General features: G+C 55.5%; 16 protein-coding genes and 1 pseudogene. 7 read left to right on the forward strand and 10 right to left on the reverse strand.

Annotated elements, in window-relative coordinates; genetic code table 11:
• The 7 genes from C162_RS30570 to C162_RS30605 form a co-directional block, all read right to left on the reverse strand.
• On the reverse strand, nt 1-2,387 hold a 2,387-nt coding region (locus tag C162_RS30570), incomplete at its 3' end, for a GAP1-N2 domain-containing protein (RefSeq protein WP_156949750.1).
• Complete coding sequence (locus C162_RS30575; RefSeq protein WP_036701281.1) at nt 2,384-3,646, reverse strand: hypothetical protein; 1,263 nt, start codon at nt 3,644-3,646, stop codon at nt 2,384-2,386. The genes C162_RS30570 and C162_RS30575, both read right to left, overlap by 4 nt.
• Before the next feature lie 48 nt (nt 3,647-3,694).
• Complete coding sequence (locus tag C162_RS30580) at nt 3,695-4,330, reverse strand: hypothetical protein (RefSeq protein ID WP_036701282.1); 636 nt, start codon at nt 4,328-4,330, stop codon at nt 3,695-3,697.
• A gap of 30 nt (nt 4,331-4,360) precedes the next feature.
• Nucleotides 4,361-5,632, reverse strand: a complete 1,272-nt coding sequence (locus C162_RS30585) for a vWA domain-containing protein (RefSeq protein WP_036701284.1) — start codon at nt 5,630-5,632, stop codon at nt 4,361-4,363.
• An 806-nt stretch (nt 5,633-6,438) separates the two neighbouring features.
• Nucleotides 6,439-8,865 carry a transcription initiation factor TFIID gene (locus C162_RS30595; RefSeq protein WP_051494058.1) on the reverse strand — a complete coding sequence of 809 codons (2,427 nt, stop codon included), beginning with the start codon at nt 8,863-8,865 and terminating at the stop codon, nt 6,439-6,441.
• Between the two features lie 4 nt (nt 8,866-8,869).
• Complete coding sequence (locus C162_RS30600) at nt 8,870-12,259, reverse strand: tubulin-like doman-containing protein (protein WP_036701288.1); 3,390 nt, start codon at nt 12,257-12,259, stop codon at nt 8,870-8,872.
• An 85-nt stretch (nt 12,260-12,344) separates the two neighbouring features.
• A complete protein-coding gene (locus C162_RS30605; protein WP_036701290.1) occupies nt 12,345-14,165 on the reverse strand; it encodes a vWA domain-containing protein in 1,821 nt (606 codons plus the stop codon).
• A gap of 244 nt (nt 14,166-14,409) precedes the next feature.
• On the opposite strand from C162_RS30605, the gene C162_RS36275 reads away from it, so the two are divergent.
• From C162_RS36275 to C162_RS30635, 7 genes and pseudogenes are all read left to right on the forward strand, one after another.
• Nucleotides 14,410-14,562: a hypothetical protein gene (locus C162_RS36275; protein ID WP_155991665.1), complete on the forward strand. Its 153-nt coding sequence runs from the start codon at nt 14,410-14,412 to the stop codon at nt 14,560-14,562.
• Complete coding sequence (locus C162_RS30610; RefSeq protein ID WP_036701292.1) at nt 14,555-15,478, forward strand: hypothetical protein; 924 nt, start codon at nt 14,555-14,557, stop codon at nt 15,476-15,478. The genes C162_RS36275 and C162_RS30610 overlap by 8 nt, the downstream gene beginning before the upstream one ends.
• A gap of 55 nt (nt 15,479-15,533) precedes the next feature.
• Nucleotides 15,534-17,336: a hypothetical protein gene (locus C162_RS30615; RefSeq protein ID WP_036701294.1), complete on the forward strand. Its 1,803-nt coding sequence runs from the start codon at nt 15,534-15,536 to the stop codon at nt 17,334-17,336.
• A 163-nt stretch (nt 17,337-17,499) separates the two neighbouring features.
• Nucleotides 17,500-18,195 carry a response regulator transcription factor gene (locus C162_RS30620; protein ID WP_036701296.1) on the forward strand — a complete coding sequence of 232 codons (696 nt, stop codon included), beginning with the start codon at nt 17,500-17,502 and terminating at the stop codon, nt 18,193-18,195.
• Nucleotides 18,185-19,501: a sensor histidine kinase gene (locus C162_RS30625; protein ID WP_051494059.1), complete on the forward strand. Its 1,317-nt coding sequence runs from the start codon at nt 18,185-18,187 to the stop codon at nt 19,499-19,501. Before C162_RS30620 ends, C162_RS30625 begins: the two co-directional genes overlap by 11 nt.
• Nucleotides 19,502-19,525: 24 nt before the next feature.
• A complete protein-coding gene (locus tag C162_RS30630; protein WP_036701299.1) occupies nt 19,526-20,008 on the forward strand; it encodes a DUF2231 domain-containing protein in 483 nt (160 codons plus the stop codon).
• Between the two features lie 146 nt (nt 20,009-20,154).
• Nucleotides 20,155-20,957: pseudogene (locus C162_RS30635) on the forward strand (hypothetical protein).
• Nucleotides 20,958-21,059: 102 nt separating this feature from the next.
• Here the strand turns inward: C162_RS30635 and aroB are convergent.
• From aroB to C162_RS30650, 3 genes are read right to left on the reverse strand one after another with little or no spacing between them, the layout of a single operon-like run.
• Entirely contained in the window at nt 21,060-22,205 is a 1,146-nt protein-coding gene (gene aroB, locus C162_RS30640) for a 3-dehydroquinate synthase (protein WP_036701301.1), read from the reverse strand.
• 41 nt (nt 22,206-22,246) lie between these two features.
• Nucleotides 22,247-22,996, reverse strand: a complete 750-nt coding sequence (locus C162_RS30645) for a WecB/TagA/CpsF family glycosyltransferase (protein WP_036701303.1) — start codon at nt 22,994-22,996, stop codon at nt 22,247-22,249.
• 31 nt (nt 22,997-23,027) lie between these two features.
• Nucleotides 23,028-23,912, reverse strand: coding sequence for a hypothetical protein (locus C162_RS30650; RefSeq protein WP_036701304.1), 885 nt, complete (start codon nt 23,910-23,912; stop codon nt 23,028-23,030).
• Between the last annotated feature and the right edge of the window lie 94 nt (nt 23,913-24,006).

Raw genomic sequence — 24,006 nt, forward strand, 5'->3', positions numbered from 1 at the left:
GTATCCTTGCCGCGTCCCCCTAGCTGGCTCAGCAGGATAACCGCCGCAATCAGAATGATCCCGAGGATGCTCCCTGAGATCAGGATTTGAAATCGGCTGCGGCTGACCCACCGCGCCAGCGGCGAAGCCAGCTGGGCGCGGGCTTCATTGTAGACAGTCTGCATGGCAGGCGTTGCTGTGTCGAGATGGGTTTTGCGGAATTCCCGGTTCTTGAACGCCTCGCGGTCGCTCTTTAGGAAATATCTCAGCACGGCCCGCTTGTAATTCGGCCACAGCTTCTTGCCTGAGCTTGCGAACAGCCAGCTATGCTGCGACCAGTCCAGGAACCGGTACACTGTCTCCTTGTCATTGCCCGCCTTGCGGACCACCAGATCCAGCAGCGCATCATAATCCAGCGGTCCGCCTTCACGTTCACTGCTGTGATAGAAGGCCAGCGGCAGCCGGTCGAATGGCTCAAGGCTCCGCGCTTCCTTCAGCCACCGCGCGCCCAGCAACTGTACATCGTCCAGCTCACGCGGCGTCAGTCCGGCAAAAATCTCCTCGTCCGGCGACTCCTCCCCGAACCAGCGGTAGGCCGCGCGCAGCGCATTCGCTTTGCGCTTCGCAATCGCATCGAGCGGCGGCTGCCAGTCTGCCGTATCCCGGTAACGCAGGAACGAGATCTCCAGCAGCTGCTCCATCGTCAGCTCGTCCAGCGAGAGCCGGTTCAGCAGGAAGCGGTCCGCAACCGTGCCCAACTCCTCCATAACGGACAAGGCCTCCGGGTACACACCGCCTCTGCGGCGCTGCTTCTCTGCCTGTTGGACCGCTTCATGAACAGCCGTTACCGCCGCTACCGGATCGGACTCCCGCTGCAGCTTCTCCAGCAGATATTCCTTGAAGGTATCCCGTACCGCTGCCTGCTGAAGCACTTCTGGAAGGCTCCGGCCGAAGTGGCCCACGAGGCGGAGGATATCCGCCGTCCCGGCAGCGGCAGCCAGCCGGGATTCCAGATACGGCTCGAACAGCGCTCTGCGGAAGAGAGATTGGGACAGCACTTTTTTGAAGAATGCCTCACTAAGCTCCGCATCGCTCTCAATAATCCCGTAAGCCGCCGACAGCACATCCTCCCGGCCCCCGGACTGGCAGTTCAGCATCCCGTTGATGAAGTAATCGACGATCTTCACCCGGTAATTATGGCCCGGCAGCGCGTAATACGCCTTGAACTGTTCCAGGATCTCCGTTGACGGAATCCCCTTCTTGCGGATCAGATCATATTCGCGGTCGAACCGCTCCAGGAACATATCATTCAGCCGCACCCGCGAGTCCAGCTTCCCCTCCGGCTTCAGATAGGACAGCAGGCCGCCGAGTATAGCGTTCTTGTTGTCTGTATATAAGGCTTCGTTGCCTTGCTCGATTTCATAAAAGACCGCCAGCTCATTGTAGAGCGCCAGCGACAGCTTACGCTCCGGACTCTCTCCGAGCAGCAGGCTGTCGGCAAACTTAGCGAAATCGCGGAGGCTTCCGCCCTTCTCCACCAGCGTCTTCCAGGCCAGATCGGCATAGATCTGCCGCGACTCGCCGAAGTCGGTATTCAGGAACCTTGCACCTGCCAGATCGAAGATGTAATCCTTCTCGATATTGCGGTCGCCCGGACGCAGTGAGCCCTTTTCCACGAAGGTCAGGTGAATATATTTGCGGCTCTGCGGCTCCTTGGCATACGTGATCACTCCGAGCCTGCGGCGGAAGTCATATGGCAGCGCAGCGAAGATAACTTCCGTCAGCCGGACCGCACGCTGCGACAAATCACTGATGGGCACATCCAGCGCTACATAGATTTTCTTCTTCCCGGCTACGGACAGCATTACCGCCTGCAGCAGGGCTTTGAACAGCTCTTCTGTGAATCCTAGACCGGACAGCACGCTGCGCGGATCTGACGGCACGTCCAGCTCTCGGGTTGCCACGGGAATCGACTCCAGCTCAGGCAGGGTTCCGCCAGGCTCTCCCTCATAGCTCCGGGCAAACCCCGCGTGCAGCCAGCTTCCATACCCCTCGACAATCTCTTCGGAGCGGATAGGCGGCACCACGAAATTATGGGCAAAAAAAGCGCTCCGCTGCCCCGTAAAATCCGCCGCCAGATAACGGCTCTCTCCGATCACAGTCTCGTTGCTCTCCGTATGGAACAGGTGCAGCGCAGCCGGATACAGCTCCTCATCCTTCTCGCCGCGCGCCGTAAGTTCAGCCGGGGCATCGTAGAGGCAGAAGGGATGCAGGATTTTTTTGACAAAATTATTATCGAGACTCTCCGATTTCGCTACCGTATCGAAGCCCTCTGTCGACCGGTACACGCCGCGGCGCTCGCGGGTATACATCTGCTGGGTGATCATGGACCCTGACAATCTGTTCACGGCCCGTCGCTCCCCTCAATGTAATTCAGCTTGTGCAGCAGCCAGATGAACGGCTCATCGACCCGGATCGGACTGACCACACCCTCCACCTTCTGATTGACCGGATTGCTGCCCAGCGCAGACACGGCGAAATACCCTGTATTAGCAAAATACACATCCATCGTATCCTTGAACGGACGGTCCACCTTCTCAATAAAGCGCCGGATTTCACCGTCGATGTTGTGGAACTCGTCCAGGTTCAGCGTTTTGCGGTGCACGTAGTTGTTGAACACATTGCTGTTCGACTTGATATAGTCGCCATCCTCATCCTTGAGGGAGTGGAGCATATCGCTTTTGGCCAGGACGACTGCGGTCGGAATCTCGGTCTTGCTCTTCTCCTGATAGGCGATGAAATCCCCGAACATGGTCAGCACCACATCACGCGGCTCATCATACTGCGATACCCACTCTCCCGGGCGGTCGCCGAAGTTAATGCGGATCTTCTCCCGGACCGAACGGATCTGCAGCGGATCGACCATGAACAGAATCCCTGCGGAGTTCTTAATATGCTGGCCGTGCAGGCCTAAGTAATCCTGATCGACCATTCCTTCACCGGCTACATCGAAGAACACCAGCGTCAGCGGGGGCTTGGATTCATCCTTGAACACAAACTGGAAAATAAACGGCTCCTGCATCTTCTCCTTCTGGGTAGACGCCAGCAGATCCCCACGCTCGAACAGCGGCTCCTCGTACAAGGTGCGGAATTTGCGGCTGATCTCGGCATTCAGCGGCATACAGGCTGCGTCGAAATGCCCTGCCGTTGTATGCTGGAGCGTGTGGATCAGCGAGGTCATATAGACAGACTTCCCGACCTGGGAAGCTCCGATAATCGAGATAATATTGCTAGGCACCTTGCCTGCTGTTACAGGCAGTTCGTTATGGCAGGACGGACAGAGCCGTCTGCGGGTCATCACCCCGTAGCGGTCGGTGAGCCCGGTCAGCACATTGTCTGTATAATGATGATACTCCTCCGGGATATCCGCCGGCTGCAGAACTGCTTCCATATCATCCACCGTATCGAGGCCGAAGCGCTCCCGGTATTTATTCAGCAGATCATCCTCACCGAGCGCATAATTCTCATCATCCTCACGGCTGTGCATGGCCCGGAACACCACTTCCTCCGGCTCAAAGCGCGTGAAGCAGAACGGGCAGACGATATCGTAATACAGCGGCCTCGCTGCAGGCTGATTCTTCTTCATGAAACGGCTAAAAAAAGACATCTCTCATCCTCCTCAGAGTTGTGTCAGCACCCGGTATGCTACTCCCGCTCACTCGGGAACCAGCTCATAATACGCCCCGTATTTAGGCCCATCGGTGAAAAAAATACGGATGAAGTCGTCCTTGCCGACCTCAATCGGCGGGAGCTGGTTGCGCCCGGGAGCGAAGTCCTGAACGAACGGGAACCTTGCACCGTCCTCCTTGGAGGATGGGTGCGCATCCCGCTTTTTGACGTAGCAGAGCACTTCCTTCGGCACCGGCACCTCGGCAGTAATCGTCATCTGCACGGTTTTCAGCTTGCTGAACAACCCCTTTTTGTGCTGGACCGCGTAGTAGATCCTCGCTTTGCCCGCGCTGACGAGCGCCCGGTTACCGCCATCCTGCTGACGGACCAGCAGCGTCTCCCCATTCTCGCTAATCCGCACGTAAATGGTATAGGCCACCATCCCGATCTCGTCCAGCCGGTCCCGGTACCCGTTATTCGCTTTGTATTCTTCACGCGTGTAGAGCTTCATGCCCGGAGGCGGATGCTCATGACTGTCCGGTGCCTCCGCAGAGGCCTTATGAATATATACCGCCTGTACACCGTCCGGCCAGCGCCAGCGCAGCGTACAGAACCGGTCTTCCACTCTGGATACAACTTCGGTAATCACCGGTGCTCCAGCGTCTGCCTCGGCGTACTTCATGGCAACCTGCCCCTTTCCCTGCATCTGGCTTTAGAACCCTTTACTGCCGCGGTTACGGCGGGGTGAATGAATACTGTCCGCAGGCGCATTAGCAGCCCCCGCAGCTCTTCCCCGGCGCGACAAGCGTCCTTCCCCTACAGGCACGATATACGTGAACAAGGTGAGAATGGCCGCCAGAACGAGCAGCGCCAGCAGCCGGGTCATAGGGTCCCAGAGCGTGTCGCCATTCAGGCCGGATTCCAGAATCAGCCCCGCAATAAGTCCCGATACCGCGCCCCCGATACTGAAGCTCCGGGCCAGATGGCGGTTATCGAACACAATGCCAAGGCCCAGACCCAGCGCCGTACCAAGCAGCATCAAGGCCAGCACACGCACCACAGCATAATAAGGGCTGTCCGCGGTCTGGTCGCTGCGTTCGGTCAGCAGTGTCCGGTCCCCCAGACGGTCATAAATCTGCTGGAATACGTCGCCAAGCCGGTTCGCATCGGCCACATCATAATACTGTCCGCCGGTGCCGCTGGCGATATTCTGGAGCAGATTTGCGCCGGACGGATCATCCAGGGCCAGCCCAATTGTATTCACTTTTATTCCACGCGCTACATAGTCTGTCAGCTCCGTAGAGGTATTGAACTGGCTGACACCGTCGGATAGGAGAATAACCATCGCCCCGCGGTCCGCGCCGTCTTCATGAATTACCTTCATCGCTTCGGCCAGCGCGCCGCTGATATTCGTTCCGCCTTCAGTCGTCTTCAGGCTGCTGATGACCTCCATAACCTTCTCGCGGTTCGCCGCTTTGGAGAGCGGGAGCAGCGGCTGGACCACGGAAGCCTCATTGCTGAAGGTAACTACAGCGACTTTGTTGTCTTTTTTGAGCTGCTGCACCAGATTCTTGGCCGCCGCGTAGCGCCTGTCTGACGGGTCGCTCTGCGACATGCTGCCGGAATCATCGATCACCATGACGACATTCTTAACCGGTTTGCTGCCGCCGAAGTTCAGCTCGTACACGAACTCGGTCAGCGTGCCCACGCCGAGCAACAGCACGACCATGAGCGGGAACATTTTCCACGAGGTGCCCAGGTAACGCAGCTTCCATGATTGTCCGTTCAGCTTCGGTGAAATGTTCTCTGCGACCAGAGCGCCTATTCCAACACATAAGGCCACGATGGCAAAATAAATGCCGACCAGCACCATCTGAGGTAAATCATACGGCCTGCGGTCCAGCAGCAACTCACCGAGCACAAACGCTACACCCGCGCCGAGCAGACTGAACAGCAACAGGAGCAGATTGATTTTTCGCTGCATTGCACTTCATCCTTTCCGGGAAAAGCTTGATCTTCACGCGCTTCCCCATTCCATTCTATTGCACATCCGGCAGTGGAATGAATGAGAATTGTCCTACGAAGCCTGTTAGTGTAGGCCCGCACCCACGTCCGGGACCCGGAGCATGGGTATTATCATGGTGACCCGCGGATCTCGGCCGCCCCCCTGTAATCAGGGGCATTAATGCTCCTCATTTGGTGGGTTAGCACACTTTGGGGTGAAATCAGGGGCACTAATGCTCTTAATTTGCTGGTTCGGCACACTTCCGGTGAAATCAGGGGCATTAGTGCTCCTCATTTGCTGGTTCGGCACACTTTCGGTGAATTCAGGGGCACTTGTGCTCCTCATTTGCTGGTTCGGCATACTTTCGGCGAAATCAGGGGCATTAGTGCTCCTCATTTGGCGGTTCGGCATACTTTCGGTGAATTCAGGGGCATTAGTGCTCCTCATTTGGCGGTTCGGCATACTTTCGGTGAATTCAGGGGCATTAGTGCTCCTCATTTGGCGGTTAAGCACACTTTCGGTGAATTCAGGGGCACTATTACTGACACTCGCCAGCATCAGAGGGATTTATCCCTCTCTTTCCGCCATCCAGCCCACTTCCACCAGCATCCGGTCAGCCTACGAACTCGCGCGGACTATAGATCCTGCGGTTGTGGTAGCCCGAACATAAATAATAGTTTGTCATAGCACTTCGCTCATCAGCACTCATCCCATCTAATCGCCGCTCATCAGCACTCATCCCATCTAATCGCCACTCATCAGCACATATCCCATCTATTCGCCACTCATCTCATCACCGGCAGCTGCTCCTCTTCCAGACCGTGGAGCTGGTATCCGTTGCCGGCATAAGTCTCGTAATAGACCTTGCCGTTGCGGTAGTAGAGCAAGTCTTCCAAGTGGAAGCCGCCCATCAGGTTCAGCTTCTCTACGCCGCTGCGGCGCTGCTCATGTACGAAGCCGAGCCGGTAGATGCGGGTGGTCTCGTCAGCACTGAAGGCATAGCGCAGGAATTCGGAGGAGCTGTCGCCGAAGAAGTACTTCTCTTCATGCCGGTGCTCCTGCGTATACTCGAACAGGCGGACATTCATCGCCGCCTCCTCCTCCAGACTGCGGTAGAGCTGCTTGAACAGCTCCTCCTTGGAGACGATGTCCCGGTTCTCGTAAGCGGCTGCGACATTAGCGCGCCGCAGCAGCTCCTCCTCGAACGGAAGCGTGAACGGTCCCGCCGTAAGCAGCTCCCGGCGGCACAGCTCAATCAGCCGCTCGGCAACAGCCTGGCCGCCTCCTTGCACTAGCAGCCCGGAGAGACTACCCATGAACCGCTCGCTGAAGAAGATCCCCGCACCGCGCCGGGTCTCGATATCCTTCATGACATCGTCGGTCACACTGCGGTAATACTCCATGATGTTCTGATCTACGGCCTCTTTGCTGCGGCCAATGCTGACGAGGGCCAAGCTGTGCAGATCCTCCTCCAAAGCATCCATCGCCGCAACCTTCGTTCTGCTGTCTGCGTGCAGCTGCTCCAGTGCAGCGTCATAGCGGAGACAGAGGGCCAGCTCGCTCTCCAGCAGCAGAATCTCATACTTCTTGCCGTAGACAGACTCGAACAGATAATGAATGAAATTGCGCACCGTCCGTTTGTCCAGCAGCGGCACCCGCTGGAACGGCTGGCGCTCCACGCTCTCTGCATAGAGCCGCTCCAGCTCCTCCTGCGCGGAGAGCAGGGCGGAACGCAGACCGCCCATATGCTGGCGCAAGGCCTGCAGCACGCTGCCTCCCTCACCTGTCTTCTCACTGGTCCATTCTGCCAGCTGGTAGAAGGTGACCGGGAAGGCTCCTGCCTCCTCGGCCGCCAGCACGCCGGCCCACTCCCGGGCCGGGTCGATGCCCGCCGCCCTTCTCACGGACACCTCCGCAAAATTACTGCGGAAGTAAGCCTGCGCCCCTTCCCCGAACAGCAGTTCCTCGGCCTCGCGCAGTGAGAGCATGCGCAGCTGTGAATAGGACGGGCGCCCGTGGCTCATCAGCCCGGTCATCTCGGCGAGAGCGGACTGCTCCGGCAGCAATTCCGCCGCGCGGTCACGCAGGGTATCCGCTCCAAGGCCAAGCATCGCCTGCCGCTCCTTAAGACTCCGGTTATGGCCTGCACGCAGCCGCCCGGACAGATAATGCAGTGCATGGTACAGTACCGCCAGCGCAATCTGGCGGTTCGGCCGCCGCACCGCCGAGAAGCCGGCAGACGCGTAGCCTTGTCTGCCTGTGCTGCCGCGGATGCCGCTTTTGAACGTCATATTATTGTAGCCGCCATGCCCGGAGGCCTGATCGGCCGCAGGCCGGACCCGGTTCTTGAGCAGGCTGATGTGGGCGATAATCTCGTAATTGTCGTCCATCCCATGGACCGACATCAGTCCGCGCTCGTTCTTGTCGGAGAGCAGATAGACCAGATCGAACAGCGGAGAAGGGCCATGCGCCACTGGAATGGACAGCCCTTCCTCCGTAACCAGCAGCGGAGCGCTTAAGGCATAATCCGCCGCCTGCATCCCGTCCAGCTCACGCAGACAAGCCAGCCCGACCGAGCTGGAATAGCCGAAGTTATCCCCCTGCTCCCGTTCGTTAATCAGCGCGTACAGATCAATCTGTACTGATTTGAACGACTGGCTGAGAATTGCGCGGGCCAGGAGCACGATCTCCGGCAACAGCACATTCTGCGGGTCATCGACCCGTGTAATGACAGACAGATGGATAACGTCAAAAGAGGAATAAAGCCGCCCGTAATCCGCTATGCTGTTGCTTAAGCTGCGCAGCGTCCGGTTCATTCCGGCCAAATACTGGCTATCCTCATGAAATTCACGGTACAGCTCACGCCGGACCGTACGCGGATCACGCCCTGCCGTATCCGGCAGGGTCATGTGCATCACACGTTCATGGACGCTGCTGTTTCCGCTGCCGATCCGCCCCTTGACCCCCTCCTTCTCCTGCGTACTGCCGCTGCCGTTATGTGAACCGGCATGCAGCGCCATCACGCCGCCCGCATTGTCCCATTTGCGCTGACAGCGTTCCAGCACAGGGCCGATGGCCGGGGTCACCTTATCGCCCAGGAACAGGAACAGCGCAGGGTAATGGATACTGCTGCGCCCATCCCCCTTATTATGCTGTGCTTCCTCCAAAGCAGCGTATTGCTCGGCATATTGTAAGGCCTGATCTCTGATCATAGGCCTACTTCAGCTTTCTGCGGATGCTGCCAAGCTTGCCGGTCAGGCTCTTGTAGAAGCTGTACATTTCATCTCCGTTGGCATGCTCTACCCGCTCATATTCCAGAGCGTCACGTGCCTCCAGGAACGAGACATACATCCCTTCCAGCTTATACAGCAGCGGAGTTACATCTTCGGCTGCGGTCATCTCTCCGGCCCGGCGTGCTGCCTTGCGGAGCAGGAGACTGCGGCTTTTCTCATCCAGCTCACGGAAATGGCGGTAGACGGCATACTCCACATAGCTGCGTTCCTTCATCAGATTGGCGAACGGCTCCCAGGCATCCTCGTCCTCGTCACGGTCATAGACATAGAGCGCACCTTTTTTGGTGATGGTATCGGTGTACAGCGCTTCGATGAACTGGTCCAGCCATTTGTCTTCATCCAGATGCTGATGCACCAGCGCCTCCAGCTCCTGTGACTTGGCTGCCAGCGCATCGTATTTCGCCAGCTCCTCACGGACACGGGCAATGAGCTGCGGGGAACGGATCAGGTTCTCCTGGGCCAGCTCCAGATTAATGCTGCCGAAGATATCCTTCACGGCTTCGCGTTCAAGACCTCCTGTACGGAGCGCTTTGAGCTCTTCAGCAGCCTTGCGCACTTCACCCAGATTCGGACGCGGCGCATCCAGCTGCAGATCATAAGCGCCCAGCAGCTTGCCCAGATCCAGCGGCTTCGTGAAGTTCACGGAGAAGCGGCTGCTCGTGTTCTCGTCCACACCCTTCTCTATAATGACACCGGATTCCAGCGCCCGGGCGAAATCCGCACGCACTCTGGCATTATAATCACGGACGCGCGGGTTCACGTAAGTATCGCCCCATGACTTCTCCGGGATCGGTGAAGGCAGATAGGTCCAGTTGTCCTTGTCCGTCATCACGAGATGGCGTCCAATGCCTTCTTTATCCAGGATGGTCCGTTCATAGTTCTCCTCAAATACCCGCAGCGGCGTGTATACGAACAACGGCACCCCGTTGCGTGTATTCAGCCAGAAAATCCGGTTCTTCACCTGGCTCTCCTTGATCGTGAACTGCGATTTGCCGAGTGCATTGTTCTGATAATTCCGCACACCCTTCAGAATCCCCGGTGCCTTCACCGGCACAGAGACGAAGCCCCAGGACGGGAAGTGCAGACTGCCTGAGCTGTTGCTGAGGTGGAAAATCGGCACCGCATCCTCATCCAGACGTCCGGCAATAATCCGCTCCACGAACTTATCCAGCGGCTCCTCGTGCCCGTATTTCATCACCAGGAAATCCTCCATCGAGCGGGTAATCAGATCCCCGAACTTGTCGCTGAGGAACTCGGATATGGAGCGGACAATATCAATCTCCTGCTCCCTTACCCAGCGCCCGGAATGCTTCAGCATCTCGCGTGTGAAGTCACGGATCAGATCATCGCCATCCTTTTGATCCATGATTTTGGAGATGGTCGCCGAGATATCCGGCACGTTGACGATATTCCAATAGTAGGTTTTGTTGCCCTTGTGGTCAGCCTGTTCTTCGCCATTAATCAGAATGTCACCGTTCTTCTCGAAGATCGAGCTGAGCGCGGTCAGAATCTCGGTGAACACACCGTAGATCCGGCTGTTCTCTTCATTCAGCAGTTCATACAGATCCTCATAGAACTGGATCATCTGCTCGGTGCGCTCCACATCGGCATGCAGCCAGTATTCATTGATTTTGGCTTCAATATAGGCATTCTTCTTCTTCTCCTTGGACACAAAAGCGCTCCGCGCATCGCCCAGCTTATCCTCTGCACTCTCCTGTGCGGTCTCAATATCACGCGGCAGGCGCAAGAGGCTCTCGCGCAGCGCTTCAATATAAGACTGGATCAGCTTCAGGATGCAGAAGCCCTTCTCTGTGTACAGCAGCCGGGACACATAGAACGGCCCCTGCTCGGGATGAAGGAAGATGCGCTCCAGCTCTTCGCCGAACTGTCCGGCAATCTCGCCCGGAAGCTGCTTCTTGGATTTGATATATTCCTCACGCGCACGGGCCAGGAAGTTCTGCTCCAGCTCCGTATCCATGCTGACGACCTGATTCTTGACCACGTTCGCATGGCTGAGACGCTCGCTGTTCTGATAGCCCGGCAACGGCTCCAGCACACGGGACTCGAACGTCTTGATCATCGTATCAAGATCGATGCCGAGCTTACGCGCCATCTTCTCCACATCCTCCTGATTCGGGGCGTGATGGAACATCTTGTCCATTTTGTCGAAGAGGCGGTAGGCCAGGTAGGTTGTCATTTCCTCAATCGGCAGCACGGCCGAGGATGCTCCAATAATGTTGTATTCATAGTTGGCAGGATAAGTCTTGTTCATCTGGGCAATGTTCGTGCGGATGTTGCTGATATAGTCATGGATGGCGAACTCTTCGCCGGATGCCTTCTCTTCACTGGCCATGAAGTTGGTGATGTTCTCAGCCGTCACATTCATGCAGTAATCGTAGGCATTCTCCAGCAGCTTGCCTTCCGTATTCGTTGCGGAGATGAGATGACAGAGATTGAACGGCGGCAGCGGCGAGTTGACGCTCAGAATATTGCCGTACTTCTGGCGGAACCGTTCGCCCCGGCTGTCCACGTTCATCCAGTAATCCAGTTCTTTAAGCGCGGCATACCCGTTCTTACGGATATACTCGCGGGTATGCTCGCTGAGGCTTTTGTTCGACAGGTTGACGTCCGGTGTGAACAGATAGCCCAGCGTATTGACACGGTCTATCCCGGCTGCGCCGTAGTCACGTTCAATAATGCCGCGCACGATGTAGGCAATATCCAGGAACGCCCCGCTGCCGGTTCCGCCGGACAGACCGGTAAGCAGGAAGACCATCAGCTTCTTGCTGGTGCCGACAGACAGCGTCTTGATCTTCTTGTCGATGGCGGCAACCACCTGGTTGATCTTCGTGAACAGCAACAGGCGTCCGGCCTGGCGCACCCCGGCGGCTCCGTTCATGCCGTCTGTGATGCTCAGCTCCGGCGACAGCCAGTCTGTAATGTAAGAATCCAGGATGCTGCGGTTCTGCAGCAGTCCGCCGATCTCGGCATTGGCCAGCAGCACGAATTCATTCTGCGGATCGAGGCCGATGCCCTTGTATTTTTTGCCGCGGTCCTGTTCATTGGTCTCGAACGCCAGGAATTCCACGTTGTCGGGCTTATCCCGCTTCTTCTTGGACAACGGATCTTCAGGCAGCTTGAAGCGGCGGTTAATCTGGTATTTGAGCCGCAGCAGGGCATCGATGCCCGTGCCGCCAAGCCCGATAATGAGGATCGGGTTGTCGATGGTATCCACTCTAATCTTGTCGCTGACGATCCCTCCGCCAAGCGATACATCCAGCTGTTGAATATGTTCTCTTACTACCGGTTTCATAGGTTCTCCCCCAAAAGTTGTGATAGCCTATGCAGCCCGAATCACTTCATATAATCGCTTCGGGAGCATACACTTAGCCTGCTTATCAGATCAAATATTCCAATAGAATCGTCTTGTCTACCGTCTGCAGAGAGACTGTTACCCGGTCCCCGCTCTTCAGCTCCAGGCCCCGCGAGGTATCAGCAGCACGCCCTGAGCGTTCCACCGAGATCCCTTCGCCCCCGCGCAGCAGGAGCCGGTCATGGGTTCCCGGGGTGAAGACCAGCTTTTCGCTCTCCTTAAGTTCAGGAGCAAGCTGCAGGAGCTGGTGCAGAGTGAACTTGCCGCGGAAGGCGGCGAGCTTCTTGTACTGCGGATAGGTTTTCTCTCCGGTGTTGCCGTCCACCACTTCCACTACCAGTTGTCCGACGAACCCCCGGTTAGCCTTACTGCGCAGCAGCCAGAATGCGGCAGCAGCAGCCAGCAGCAGCACAATACCGCCGATGATATAGTACAGCGTGTTCGAGGTCTTCTCCTCAGCAGGCTCTTCGCCCGCAGGAGTGCCTGCTGACGGCGGGGTAGTCGCCACCGTTCCCGTCTTGGCATTGATCGTCAGCTCGTCGCTCTCGCGGTAGAAGCTGCTCTCCTCGGCCCGGACCTTCAGCTTATATTCATGACTGTCTTGTATCTCAAAAGTGCCCTTAAACGCAGCACCCGAATTGTCCAGCGGAATCTCCTGCACCTGGCCGGTATCGACATCAGTTGCCAGCAGCACCGCCTTCATCTCCTGATACAGGCTGCCTTCCGTTACCTCCGCCCCGTTGCTGTACAGATGGGAAGAGATCTCCACCTTGTCGCCTTTGCCGTAAGACTTGGCTGGCAGAGCATCCAGCTTCAGCTCCAGATCGTAGTTGAACACCAGATTAATATCGATCTTATCCTTCGGCACACCCTTGACCTGGAGCTTCCAGTCCCCCTGCTCCGGCGCGAGCAGCTTGATCAGGGTGTAGGTGGACGACTTCGACAGCAACACCTTATCCGAGGGAATAGCAACTTCCTTGCCGGAAGGATCGCTCAGCTTCGCCGTCACCGGCTTCGAGGACATAATGGAGATATTCGCTTCCAGCACGCTGCTGTTCGGCACGTTCACCGTTACGTCCTGATAATCGCCGTTTGCCGTAATGGACGGCACCGGCACCACCTTCAGCTTCAAGTGGCTGGCAAAAATCTCGCTGAGAATCTGCGGCAGATCATCGGCAGAATTCGTGGTGAACGCCTTGCCGCCTGTCTCGGCGGACAGTCCGGCCAGAATATTCTTGTTCAGCTTGCCGTCTGCATTCAGCCCTATGCTATATACGGGATACCCCTTCTGCTTGGCAGACTCTACTGCTGCCTTCAGCTCCTTGTCGGAATCGGACTGCTTCCGGCCGCTGGCTTCATTCAGGTCATTGTTGCCGTCCGCCAGCATGACAATCATTGGCTCATGGCCGGGATCGCTGCCGTTCTCCAGCACCTTCACTGCCTCTTCCATCCCGACCGCCAGGTCTGTGTAGGGTCCGCGGCTAAGCCCGTCGATGAAATTCTTCAGATCCTCCTTGTCGCCGGCGGATTTGATGCCGAGCAGCGCCTTCTCGCGCTGTACCTTATCGGTGTAGGCCACAATGCCTACCTTATCGCCTTGGGTGGACAGCATATCTATGAACATCTTCATCGCTTCATTGGCTATCTTGTTCTTGTCGCTCTTGTTCATCGAGTTGCTGACATCGATCAGCAGCACAGCGTCAATATGTGACGGTGCGGCTGAAGCCGCGCTGGCTCGCGAAGCAGCATATGGAGATACAGTGATGCATAAGATCATGAGCAATACAGGCAATATGCGCTGCAGTCTATTCTTGGCCTTGCTGAAATAACGTTCGTTACGAAGCATAAATAGGGCTCCTCTTGTGTGAAATTAGGCGGATATGGCAGATCCGTAACGCATAGCTAAATTCTGTCAATAGCATGCCATTATGATATAATTAAACCTTGTAAACTTCAACATAGTGACCGCTGGACCGGCACTTCCGCTAGTGGCAATCGCCATCCTGAGCCGGATAGACTATTCTAAGTATACGCCGCTTTCCTGAATATTTGATTAAAAGACCGTAACCAGAGCAGAAAGGAAGAGTTCCATGATTACATACGCCATACTCGGGATAACGTTTCTCTATGCTGTGATTCAGATCATTCTATATGCTTCCCGCCAGCGGAAGCCGCTCACCCGTGAGGATATCGACGAGCGCCTGCTGGCTGCATTGAACGGAGGAGATACGGCCCGTGAGTAAAAAGAAACCGGTGATCTTCCGTCCCTTCAAAGCCCCCCGTTACGCCTTCGAGAAGCTGCGCATCTGCCGCCGCTGTCACCGTTACACCGCGCTGGGCGAGGAACGCTGCACCCGCTGCGGCCGCGCTTCGCTGACTCCGGTGGAGAAGTATGCAGTGTCCCAGGCCGGGCGCAGGGTACAGACCCGGCTGCTCGTTATTCTCCTGCTGACCCTGGCCGGAATCTATTTCGGACAGAATCTGCAGCAGATGGTGCTGTGCGGCACAGGCGGTCTCGTATTAGCCGGACTGGTCTACTATACGCAGCGAAAAGTACGGCAGAACGAAAATTTGTATGCGCTGAACAAACTGCTTGGCCGAAATATCTATAGCATCAAGGAAGATCTGGAGCTGAACCGCCAGGAAGCCGTGACGGTACTGCGCGAGAATGATGTGCTCGCTTATGAGAAGCTGCGCGAGATCTCCGTGCTGCTGCGCGGAGACCGGATCTCCCGCCAGCGTGTCGCCCTGCTGCACGGCTTCCAGCTGCGCAAGGACATGACGCTGGAGCTGGAGCAGCTGCTGCTGAAGGACTTCGAGCCGCTGCTGGCTGAATATATCGGGGAGATCGCCAGGGTCCGCCCCGAGCTGATCAAAGACCGCACCCTGCGCTATGTCAAGAATTACGAGGTGCAGATTCTCGAAATGGATACGGGGCTGGTCATTATGGCCGCCGTTGCCAGTGCTGCGGTCCGCATGAAGCGATACGCGCTGCTCTACTCCGGCATGATCGGCCGCTATGTGCAGGAGCTGCCCAAGGACCGGTTCCTGCGCTTATCCAGACTCATTGCCGCGAACCCTTATGAGCCGTGGAACGGCCTGGATGCCAAGGTAGAGGAGATCCGTGAGCTGAAGTACCGCTGGGACCCTGAAGTATAAGGTTAGAAGCGGACTGCCGCTCTATCCTTATCTATAAATAAAGGGGCTATATTATATGACGATCATACGGGCTGTAACCCTGCGGAATATTATGATTATTCTGTGTATTTTGATGCTGCTCCCGCTGGGACAGAAGGCGCTGGGGATTAAAAATAAGCTTAAGGATGTACAAGAAGCCGGTGAATTGTACGCTGCCGGGGAGCTTATCGCCGCCGAGAACCGGTACCGCCAAGCAGCGGCCAACCACGCGATTTCTTATAAAGAAGAAGAAATATCGGCAAGACTGGCAGAGCTGGCTCCCATAACGGGCATCCGCAGCAGTCTAAGCAGACTGTCCTTAACGCTTGCGGACCAGCTGACTGTGAAGGATTTCGCAGGGATGATGGAGAGCTACGCCTACCTGCTCAGCCTGAAGAGCAAGTATATGACGCCGGGCGGTCCCTATGAAGCCTATTATCGCCAGCTCTCGGCGGATTCAGGCGTCTCAGACAAGATGACAGCCGGGTTCCGGCAGTTCAAGGATGAGTATCTGGCCGGACTTACCGCAGGTTCGACTAAGAGGGCAGATTCCGGGACGGGCAGCGACAGTACGGACAGTCTCAAATGGAGCCTGCTGCAGATTCCGGCAGACTATTACGGGGGAACCGCCGCCAAGGATAAGCTGCTCGCTGCGAGCTTCAAGGCCTATGATACCGCGGGGCTCAAGGCTCTGGCCGCAGCCGGAAGCTTCGGGCCTATGCTGGAGAGCGCCCTCTCTATGGAAGAAGCTTATAAGAATCATAGTTATACCGCGCCTTGGCTTAACAAGCAGGTTCAGGAGAGCGCTTCGCTCATCCTGAACAAGGATCTGGATGGTGACCTCACCGCAGTCTTCGCCGGACATGCTGCCCGCTACCGCAGCTATGCGGCATCTGCCGGCATCACCAGCTCCAAGGTGCTGAAGCTGATCGATAACAGCATCGCCCGGCTGCTCCGTGAGGGCACGCGCCATGTGCGCAGCGGCCGGTATGCGGATGCCATCAGGCTCTATGCCGAGCTGGCTCCGGTGCAGGATACCTCGGCGGAGACCGCAGCCGCAACGCTGGCCTGGAATACCGCCGAGCCGGTACGGCTGCTGCCGGGCGGCGAAGTGCCGGGCAGCTACTCCCTTACAGCGTCCGTTACTGACAAGTACGGTGCCAAGGTAGCCGTAGCTGGAGTAGATGCTGGCGGCAAGCTGGTCTACGCCGAGATGGGCGGGGACGGCACGGTCTCCACCCGGACCGGGGAGGTAGTCCCGGGTTCGGGGATGCTGAGCGCTCTTTCTTTTGACGAGCCGTTATCCGCTTACTCCGAAGTTCCAGTAGTTGTAGCTAACAGCGGTGAGACTGACGGACGCAGCACCTTCACAGGCTATGCCATCCGGCCGGAAGGTATCTCCCTGCTGTTCAGCTTCACGGGCAGCAGCTATGAGCTTATGGCGGAGGATGGCTCCATCCGCGTTGCGGACAACGATCTGACCGATGGGGCCGATGGCCGGACAGCTATTTTCCGCCAGGTGAACGGAAGTTATGAATTCACGGAGCTCTACCAGGAGGCCGCCGCCTATACTCCAATTGATGCGGCACAGCTTGAGCTTCATCTCAATGAGAAGGTGATGTTCTCCTGTGAGATTATCCTCGACTCTGCCGGAAGAACCGTCGCGCTCGCAAATGGACGTTACCTGCTTCTTCAAGGCCAGGTGCCTCCGTATACCGGCTCCGCCGTCATCAGCGGCCAATTTGAGAATGGCTATGGCTCGGTGGAGACTGATCTCGGCGAAGCTGCCGTGCCGGTATTTATTGTTGATTCTGCGGACAGCTTGAGCCTCATACTTTAACCTAACCGGGATAAGGAGCCTTTATTGCACATAGAGGTTCTTTATCTCTTTTTGTGCTTGGAATTTCATTATTTTTTCATTAATAACGGCTATACTGGGTCTTACAGGAACTGCGCGGGAGCGGTATCCATAATCATTCAATGAAGAAAGCGGGCTTGCTGCTATGCGAATTCTTTTGGTGGAAGATGATTCCAAGCTGGGCTATATGATCCAGTACAAGCTTAAGCAAGCCGGACATCTGAGCGAGTGGGTCCAGCATTCGGATGAAGCCGAGACATGGTTTGCTGCAGGGGAATTTGATCTCTACATTCTGGACTGGATGCTTCCCGGCAAAACCGGACTTGAGCTGTGCAGACAACAGCGGACAAGGAACGACAACACCCCCATCCTTATGCTGACTGCACGCGGCGAGATTGAAGACCGGGTTAACGGGCTGCTGACAGGGGCAGATGATTATGTAGTCAAGCCGTTCGCCTTCGAGGAGCTGCTAGCCCGGATCACTGCCCTGGACCGCAGAAAGCAGGTTCAGGGCACGATGAACAAGCTTGCCGTTGGCGGGCTGCTTTTGACTCCGGATACCCAGGAGGCTGAACGTGACGGTGTCTCTTTTACACTGACCCGGCGTGAATTTCAGCTGCTGGAGTACTTCGTCCGGCATCCTGGAACCGTATTGTCAAGAGAACGGATTCTGAGTTATGTCTGGGGCAATGAAGCGGATGTAACGCTGAATGCCGTCGATGCAGTCATCCGGCTCTTGCGGAAGAAAGTCGATGATCCTTTTCCGGTAAAGCTGATCAAGAGTGTACACGGAAGAGGGTACCGCTTAATAAATCCTGGAGCTGAGCCGGATGATACCTAACACGCGCAAGCATCTGACCCTCTTTTACAGCACCATGATTGGATTGATTCTGCTGATTATGGCGGTCTCCTTCTATTATGCATTGTCCGAAGTAATCCACAGGGATGAGAATCATAATCTCGAAGCTGCAGCATACAAGGCCCGGGAAGAATGGCTCCATATCTCCCCGCAGGATGCGGAAGAATCACAGGAGCGCCGGCAGGCAGACCATGCGATGGAGTGGGAATATTTGCAGAGCGACCAATTCGCGGCAATTACGGACAGTGCGTGGTCGATCGCTGCGCAGTCCCCCGGTAGGGAGAATCCGCTGCTCGCTCCTTCCATCCGGCAGCAGCTTGACGCTCAACCTGACCAAAGCCATGTTCATCTCCGCATTTCTTCCGGTAATCGTATGACAACGTATGCTGTACTGCGTATGTCGGCCGGAGATGCAGCTCAGCACATCATACTTATCGGTGAAGATGTCACGAGGCAGGAGGCCTTGCTTCAGCAAATGAGGCTGCTGCTCACAGCCATTACTCTGCTTCTGCTTGCTGCAGCCACCTTCATCGGGTACCTATTCGCCGGCCGGACCATGGTTCCCATTAGACAGGCGTTTGCCCGGCAGCAGAAATTTACAGCGTATGCTTCCCATGAGTTAAGAACACCCTTAAGCGTACTTCAACTGGCCGTGGATATTCTGGAGGAGGAGAAGGGGAAGCTGTCCCCTGTTCAGCAAAGGGTTCTTGCGGATATGAAGGAGGAGCTGCAGCGCATGAACAGACTGACAGAGCAGTTGCTCACGCTGGCCAGGAACGACTCTCCCCTGCAGCATACCGCCCATAAGCCGTTCGACTTAAAGCACAGCCTATCCTTCGCCGCAGCAAGAATGCAGTTGATGGCCGCCGAGAAACAAGTGACCCTGCAGCTGGATATTGACCACCCGGAAGAAGCGTTTCTTTTCACCGGAGACAGCGAACAGATCGACCAGCTGCTCTACATTCTTCTGGATAATGCGATGAAATACTCTTCCGCAGGGGATAAGGTCACACTGGGGATATCCCGTAACGGCAACGGTACGGTCGGGTTATCCATCCAGGACACAGGATGCGGCATTCCCGAAGCTGATATCCCCCATCTATTCGAACGTTTCTTCCGTGTCAATCAGGCCCGGACACGGGAACATGGCGGCACCGGTCTGGGTCTTGCTATTGCCTCTGAGATCGCCAACAGACACGGAGGCCGAATCGCGGTCCAGAGCACCCTTCATCAGGGAAGCACCTTTACGGTCATTCTCCCTGAAACCAAGGGTTCCACCCGGCAATAACTTTGAGAACTGGAGGTTTGAAGAATGTTCACTGAAATATTGGCACATATTCATCCGATTATCGTACATTTCCCGATTGCTCTGATCATTATTGGTTGCGGCTATGATGCGGTGCTCGCTGTGAGGAGACGCGCTCTGCCGCCCGGACAGGGGTTATGGTTATGGCTTCTGGCCGCCGCCGGGGCTTGGGCCGCTATTGCGACAGGTCCCGATGATGATGCGCGCGGAGTAACCTCATTCATAGAACCGCATGAGACGCTTGCGACATTAACCGCTTGGACAGTAACTCTGATCGCGGCCTGGAGATTGCTGATGCTCTGGAAAGGAAACCGGGCGTTTGTGAGAATACCGTTAGCGCTGTATATAGCCGTATCTGTGGCTTCATGCGGCCTGGTGCTGGGAACCGGTTATTACGGCGGAAAAATGGTGTACACGGACGGCGTAGGGGTATCCGCCAATGGCGCCGCAGTGAATCCGCCTCACTCCTCCTCTCACCGTGGCGGATAGAGATTCCTCGGGGCTGCGGATATTGCGAACGGCGCGGAGCCGCAGATCAGTGACGGGATGAGCAAGGTGACCTCTGCTTCATATATTGAAAGATTAATAGTCACGATGATACTATATAACGTAATTAAATGAATTGGAGGGAAATGATGGACGCTAAAGCGAAAAAAATATTAAACAAAACGTTCTGGTCTGCGCAGGGATGGAAGCCTGCCGGGACAAGACTCCTTTTGCAGGAGAAGAGTTTGAATATGCTAAAAGCAAAGGGGTGATGTTCGATCCTGTGACGATGACGCATGATGAGTGTGTCTCGAGAATTTGTTATTTGCTAGAGCATGAGATGACGAAGGACAGGCTAGCTGCTGCCTTTTTACATAGCTTATCCACAAGAGAAGTACATCTGAGAAGCGGGTTATCCAGCTATGCATTAACCAGCAACCTTATTCAGCATAAATATAGTGACAAGCTTCTGGAGCGTGCCAGCTACAGCCATTGCTTCTATTGTAACGAACATAAATTAATGACTCATGAAGAATGGAATAATGCCGATATTAATATTTTGAATTTTGAACGGGTAAAATGGGGTGGTGTCCGCTTAAATTGGCTCCTATATTGCTGGATGGATATAGAACTGCTAGCGAAGGAGGAACCGGTAGAGGTGACATCTGAGGATGTTCAGATTCTCAAAAATTTACTGGCAGAGGTGGATGCCTGCGCTGAGACGGATTCCGCACGTAAATTAGAGAAGCGTTGGAAGAATGTATTAGCCTCCAACCAGTATGAACGAGATGCTATGATGGAAATATGGGGGTTTGCAGGTATATTAGCTTCTGAGGAGCGGCTTGGACCGGAACGCGGCAGAGGGACGGACTTCGTATCCGTAGATTCATGGCTTGGCATAGATCGTTATGCGAAAGAGAAGGTTGAGTATTATTTTGGAACTTATTTATAGCAAGGAGAATGGAATGGGCCAACTCCACTTTCGCAGAGTGAAAATTGAGTTGGCCCGTATTCATTATGGACGATTCTATGTTTGAAACGAAATCGAGAGTGATTAATGGTTTGCGCGTAACTCTTCCAGCAGCTCCATCACCTCTGACTCCTCTACCGGAACGGAATACGAGCCGTCTGCGAAAAGCTTCATCCTCCCGATGCCGTCCTGGAAGACGAAGCGGATGCGGCCGCTGCGCACTTTTTTGTCCGTGTACATCTTATCTAGGAGCGCGCGGTTTGTAATATAATTTGGAATCTCTGTCGGCAGCCCCGCCTTCTTCAGCAAAGCCACCACACGGTTAGCCTGCTCTTCCGTCATATAACTTAATTTCACACCCAGCTTCGCCTGAATAACAAGGCCCACAGCAATGGCCTCGCCATGCAGCAGCCGGTAACCACTGAGCGCCTCAAGCGCCCGGCCTGCCGTATGCCCCAGATTCAGAATCTGCCGCAGATTACTTTCATGCTCATCCTGCTCTACCACTTCATATTTGATCCGGCAATTCGTCAGCGCGATATGCTCACACACCCCGGCCTCCAGGATCAGCTCCCCTTCTTCTGTAATGATTCTGTCCATGTTCGCTTCCAGGTAACTGAAGAACTGCTCATCCCCCAGACAGGCATGCTTGATGGTCTCGGCCAGACCGCTTCTGAACTCACGGGACGGTAGTGTACGCCAGGCGGCCAAATCTATGTATACTTTACGGGGCTGGTGAAAGACGCCGATCAGGTTCGTGGCGACAGGGGTGTTCACGCCTGTTTTGCCGCCAACGGAGGCATCTGCTGCTGCCAGCAAGGTGGTAGCATAATTCAGCGAAGGTACTCCCCGGCCAAAGGTTCCTGCCACAAAGCCCGCCAGATCCGTCACCGCTCCGCCCCCCACCGCAATAATACAGCAATCTCTGCCGTAGGCATGGCTTAGCAGCTGGTCTTCCAGCATTGCCTTCGTCTCCCGGGTCTTCGAGCTCTCCCCCGCCGGAAACGAGAATAATTCCACTTGGAATCCCTCATGACGTAGCAGCTCTAGTAAAGGACGGCCATATAACAACTCCACCGTAGAGTCTGTAATAATTGCATATTTGCTAATCCCCGTAAGCAGCCCCTGCTGCAAATCGCGAACTAATGAGGCGGACAGATGCTCACCGATTTCAATAGAGTAAGAGTGATCGACTACTTTTTGGAGTGTTACTTCAAAGCTCTTGGACATGGGCTCAGCCCCTTTCTCTATAAGACTATTGCCTGCAGATTTCATTTACGGATCATCGTCCGGTAGACGAACTTCGGCAGCGCAGATTGTCTGCGCCAGCGTGACTTCTGGCCTTTGGCGACGGGTGAGAACAACAGTCTGTGCGCCCACTCCAGATTCATTTTTTTCCAGATGGCCGGTGCTGGCCGTACTTTCCCGGAGATCACATCCAGACTTCCGCCCACGCCAAAAACAAGCTTAATCCCCTGCAATTCGTCTTTGTGCTTATACAGCCATTTATCTGAGTACGGAGCACCCATGGCAAGAATGAGCACATCCGGCTTGGATTGCTGAATACTGGCAATAATCCCTGGCTCTTCGTCAGGTGCAAAGAACCCGTGATGCCTCCCGGCAATCTTCACCTGCGGATAGCGCGTGTTAATCTGCTCCACTGCCAGTCTGCTAGTAGACTCATCTGTCCCCAGAAAATAAAAACGCCAACCCCGCTCATTTCCCCTCGCAAGTAAACTCAGCAGCAGGTCATAGCCGGTCACCCGCTCCGCAATAGGATTGCCTTGTCTTCGCGCCGCCATCACAATGCCGATCCCGTCAGGGACAATCAGATCTGCCGAGTCGATGATCTCCCGCAGCTGTTTGTCCGTTTGACTCGCCAGGGTAATCTCCGGATTCGCCGTAATGAGATGAAACAGCCCTCCCTGCCCGTCCATGATCTGCTCGTCCAGCAGCGAAGTCGTCTGTTCCAGCGTCAATTTGGAGAAGGGGAGTCCCAGAATACACACCTTGTCCTTCATCTTGTCACCTCTCTCTTATTCTCTAATCCCGTCAATCCTCGAAGTACTTCCACCATTCCACCAGCCAAGGCTCATCAACGCCGCGCAGGAGGAATTCCTCCAGCAGCACCTGACGGACCCGCTTCTCCATCTTCACAAAGCTGTTATCCTCCTGGTACATTGGCGCGTATGAAATATCTTCTGACAGGTAGAGCCGGAAGTCCTTCATGCAATCAAGCACCCTTTTTCCCACTGGAAGCTGCTCTGCTACCTGTACAAGCCATTTATCATACGGGTAGGGGTAGCCCTCCACCGTAATGGCGCAGCGCAGGGCCTGCTTGAACACCTCGACCGCCTGAAAAAGAATCGGAAAAGCCTCTCCCCGGCGCACGGGATTATCCAGGCTTTTGGCAGCACTCCGTAGGTCTATGTATGTCTTCTTCCGCAGGTTCATTAGAAGATCCGGGTGCAGCGGAACCGCTTGCGCGAACAACTCTTTCAAGCCCAGCGAATCATGATAGATACAGGAAACGGATGCATTCCACAACCAGTCCAGTTGCCCCTTCCCCAGAGCCTGCCCCAGCTCCGCTAATTTGAGCAGGGTGTAATGTCCTGTTTTGCCGCCGGGCAGATGCACATCGACAAACAAGCTGCTTCCCTCCGGGATCAGCCCCGCCCGTTCAAACCGGCTCGTAATCAGCTCATAGCGTTCATCCCGGCAGACCAGGATCAGATCGATATCCGAGCTGTCGTCCACAATCCCTAAGGCCGTTGATCCATCCAGCAGGATGCTGATATGCCCGCAATCTTCCGCAAGCAGCGGGTGATTCAGGATGTGGGTGCTGATATAACTGGCAATTTCCTGAAGTAATAGGCTATGCCGCTGCCGGTTGTCCGGCTTAAGCAGCAGACTGGATAGACTTGCCGTCCATAGCATACGCTTCCCTCCCTCTCTTAGTATTTCCGCTTCCTGCAACCAACCGCACAGAACATATTTCCGGAATATTATAACATAATTTAGGAGGGTTACT

It is taken from the genome of Paenibacillus sp. FSL R7-269 (assembly GCF_000517865.1).
Classification (GTDB): Bacteria; Bacillota; Bacilli; order Paenibacillales; family Paenibacillaceae; genus Paenibacillus_AQ.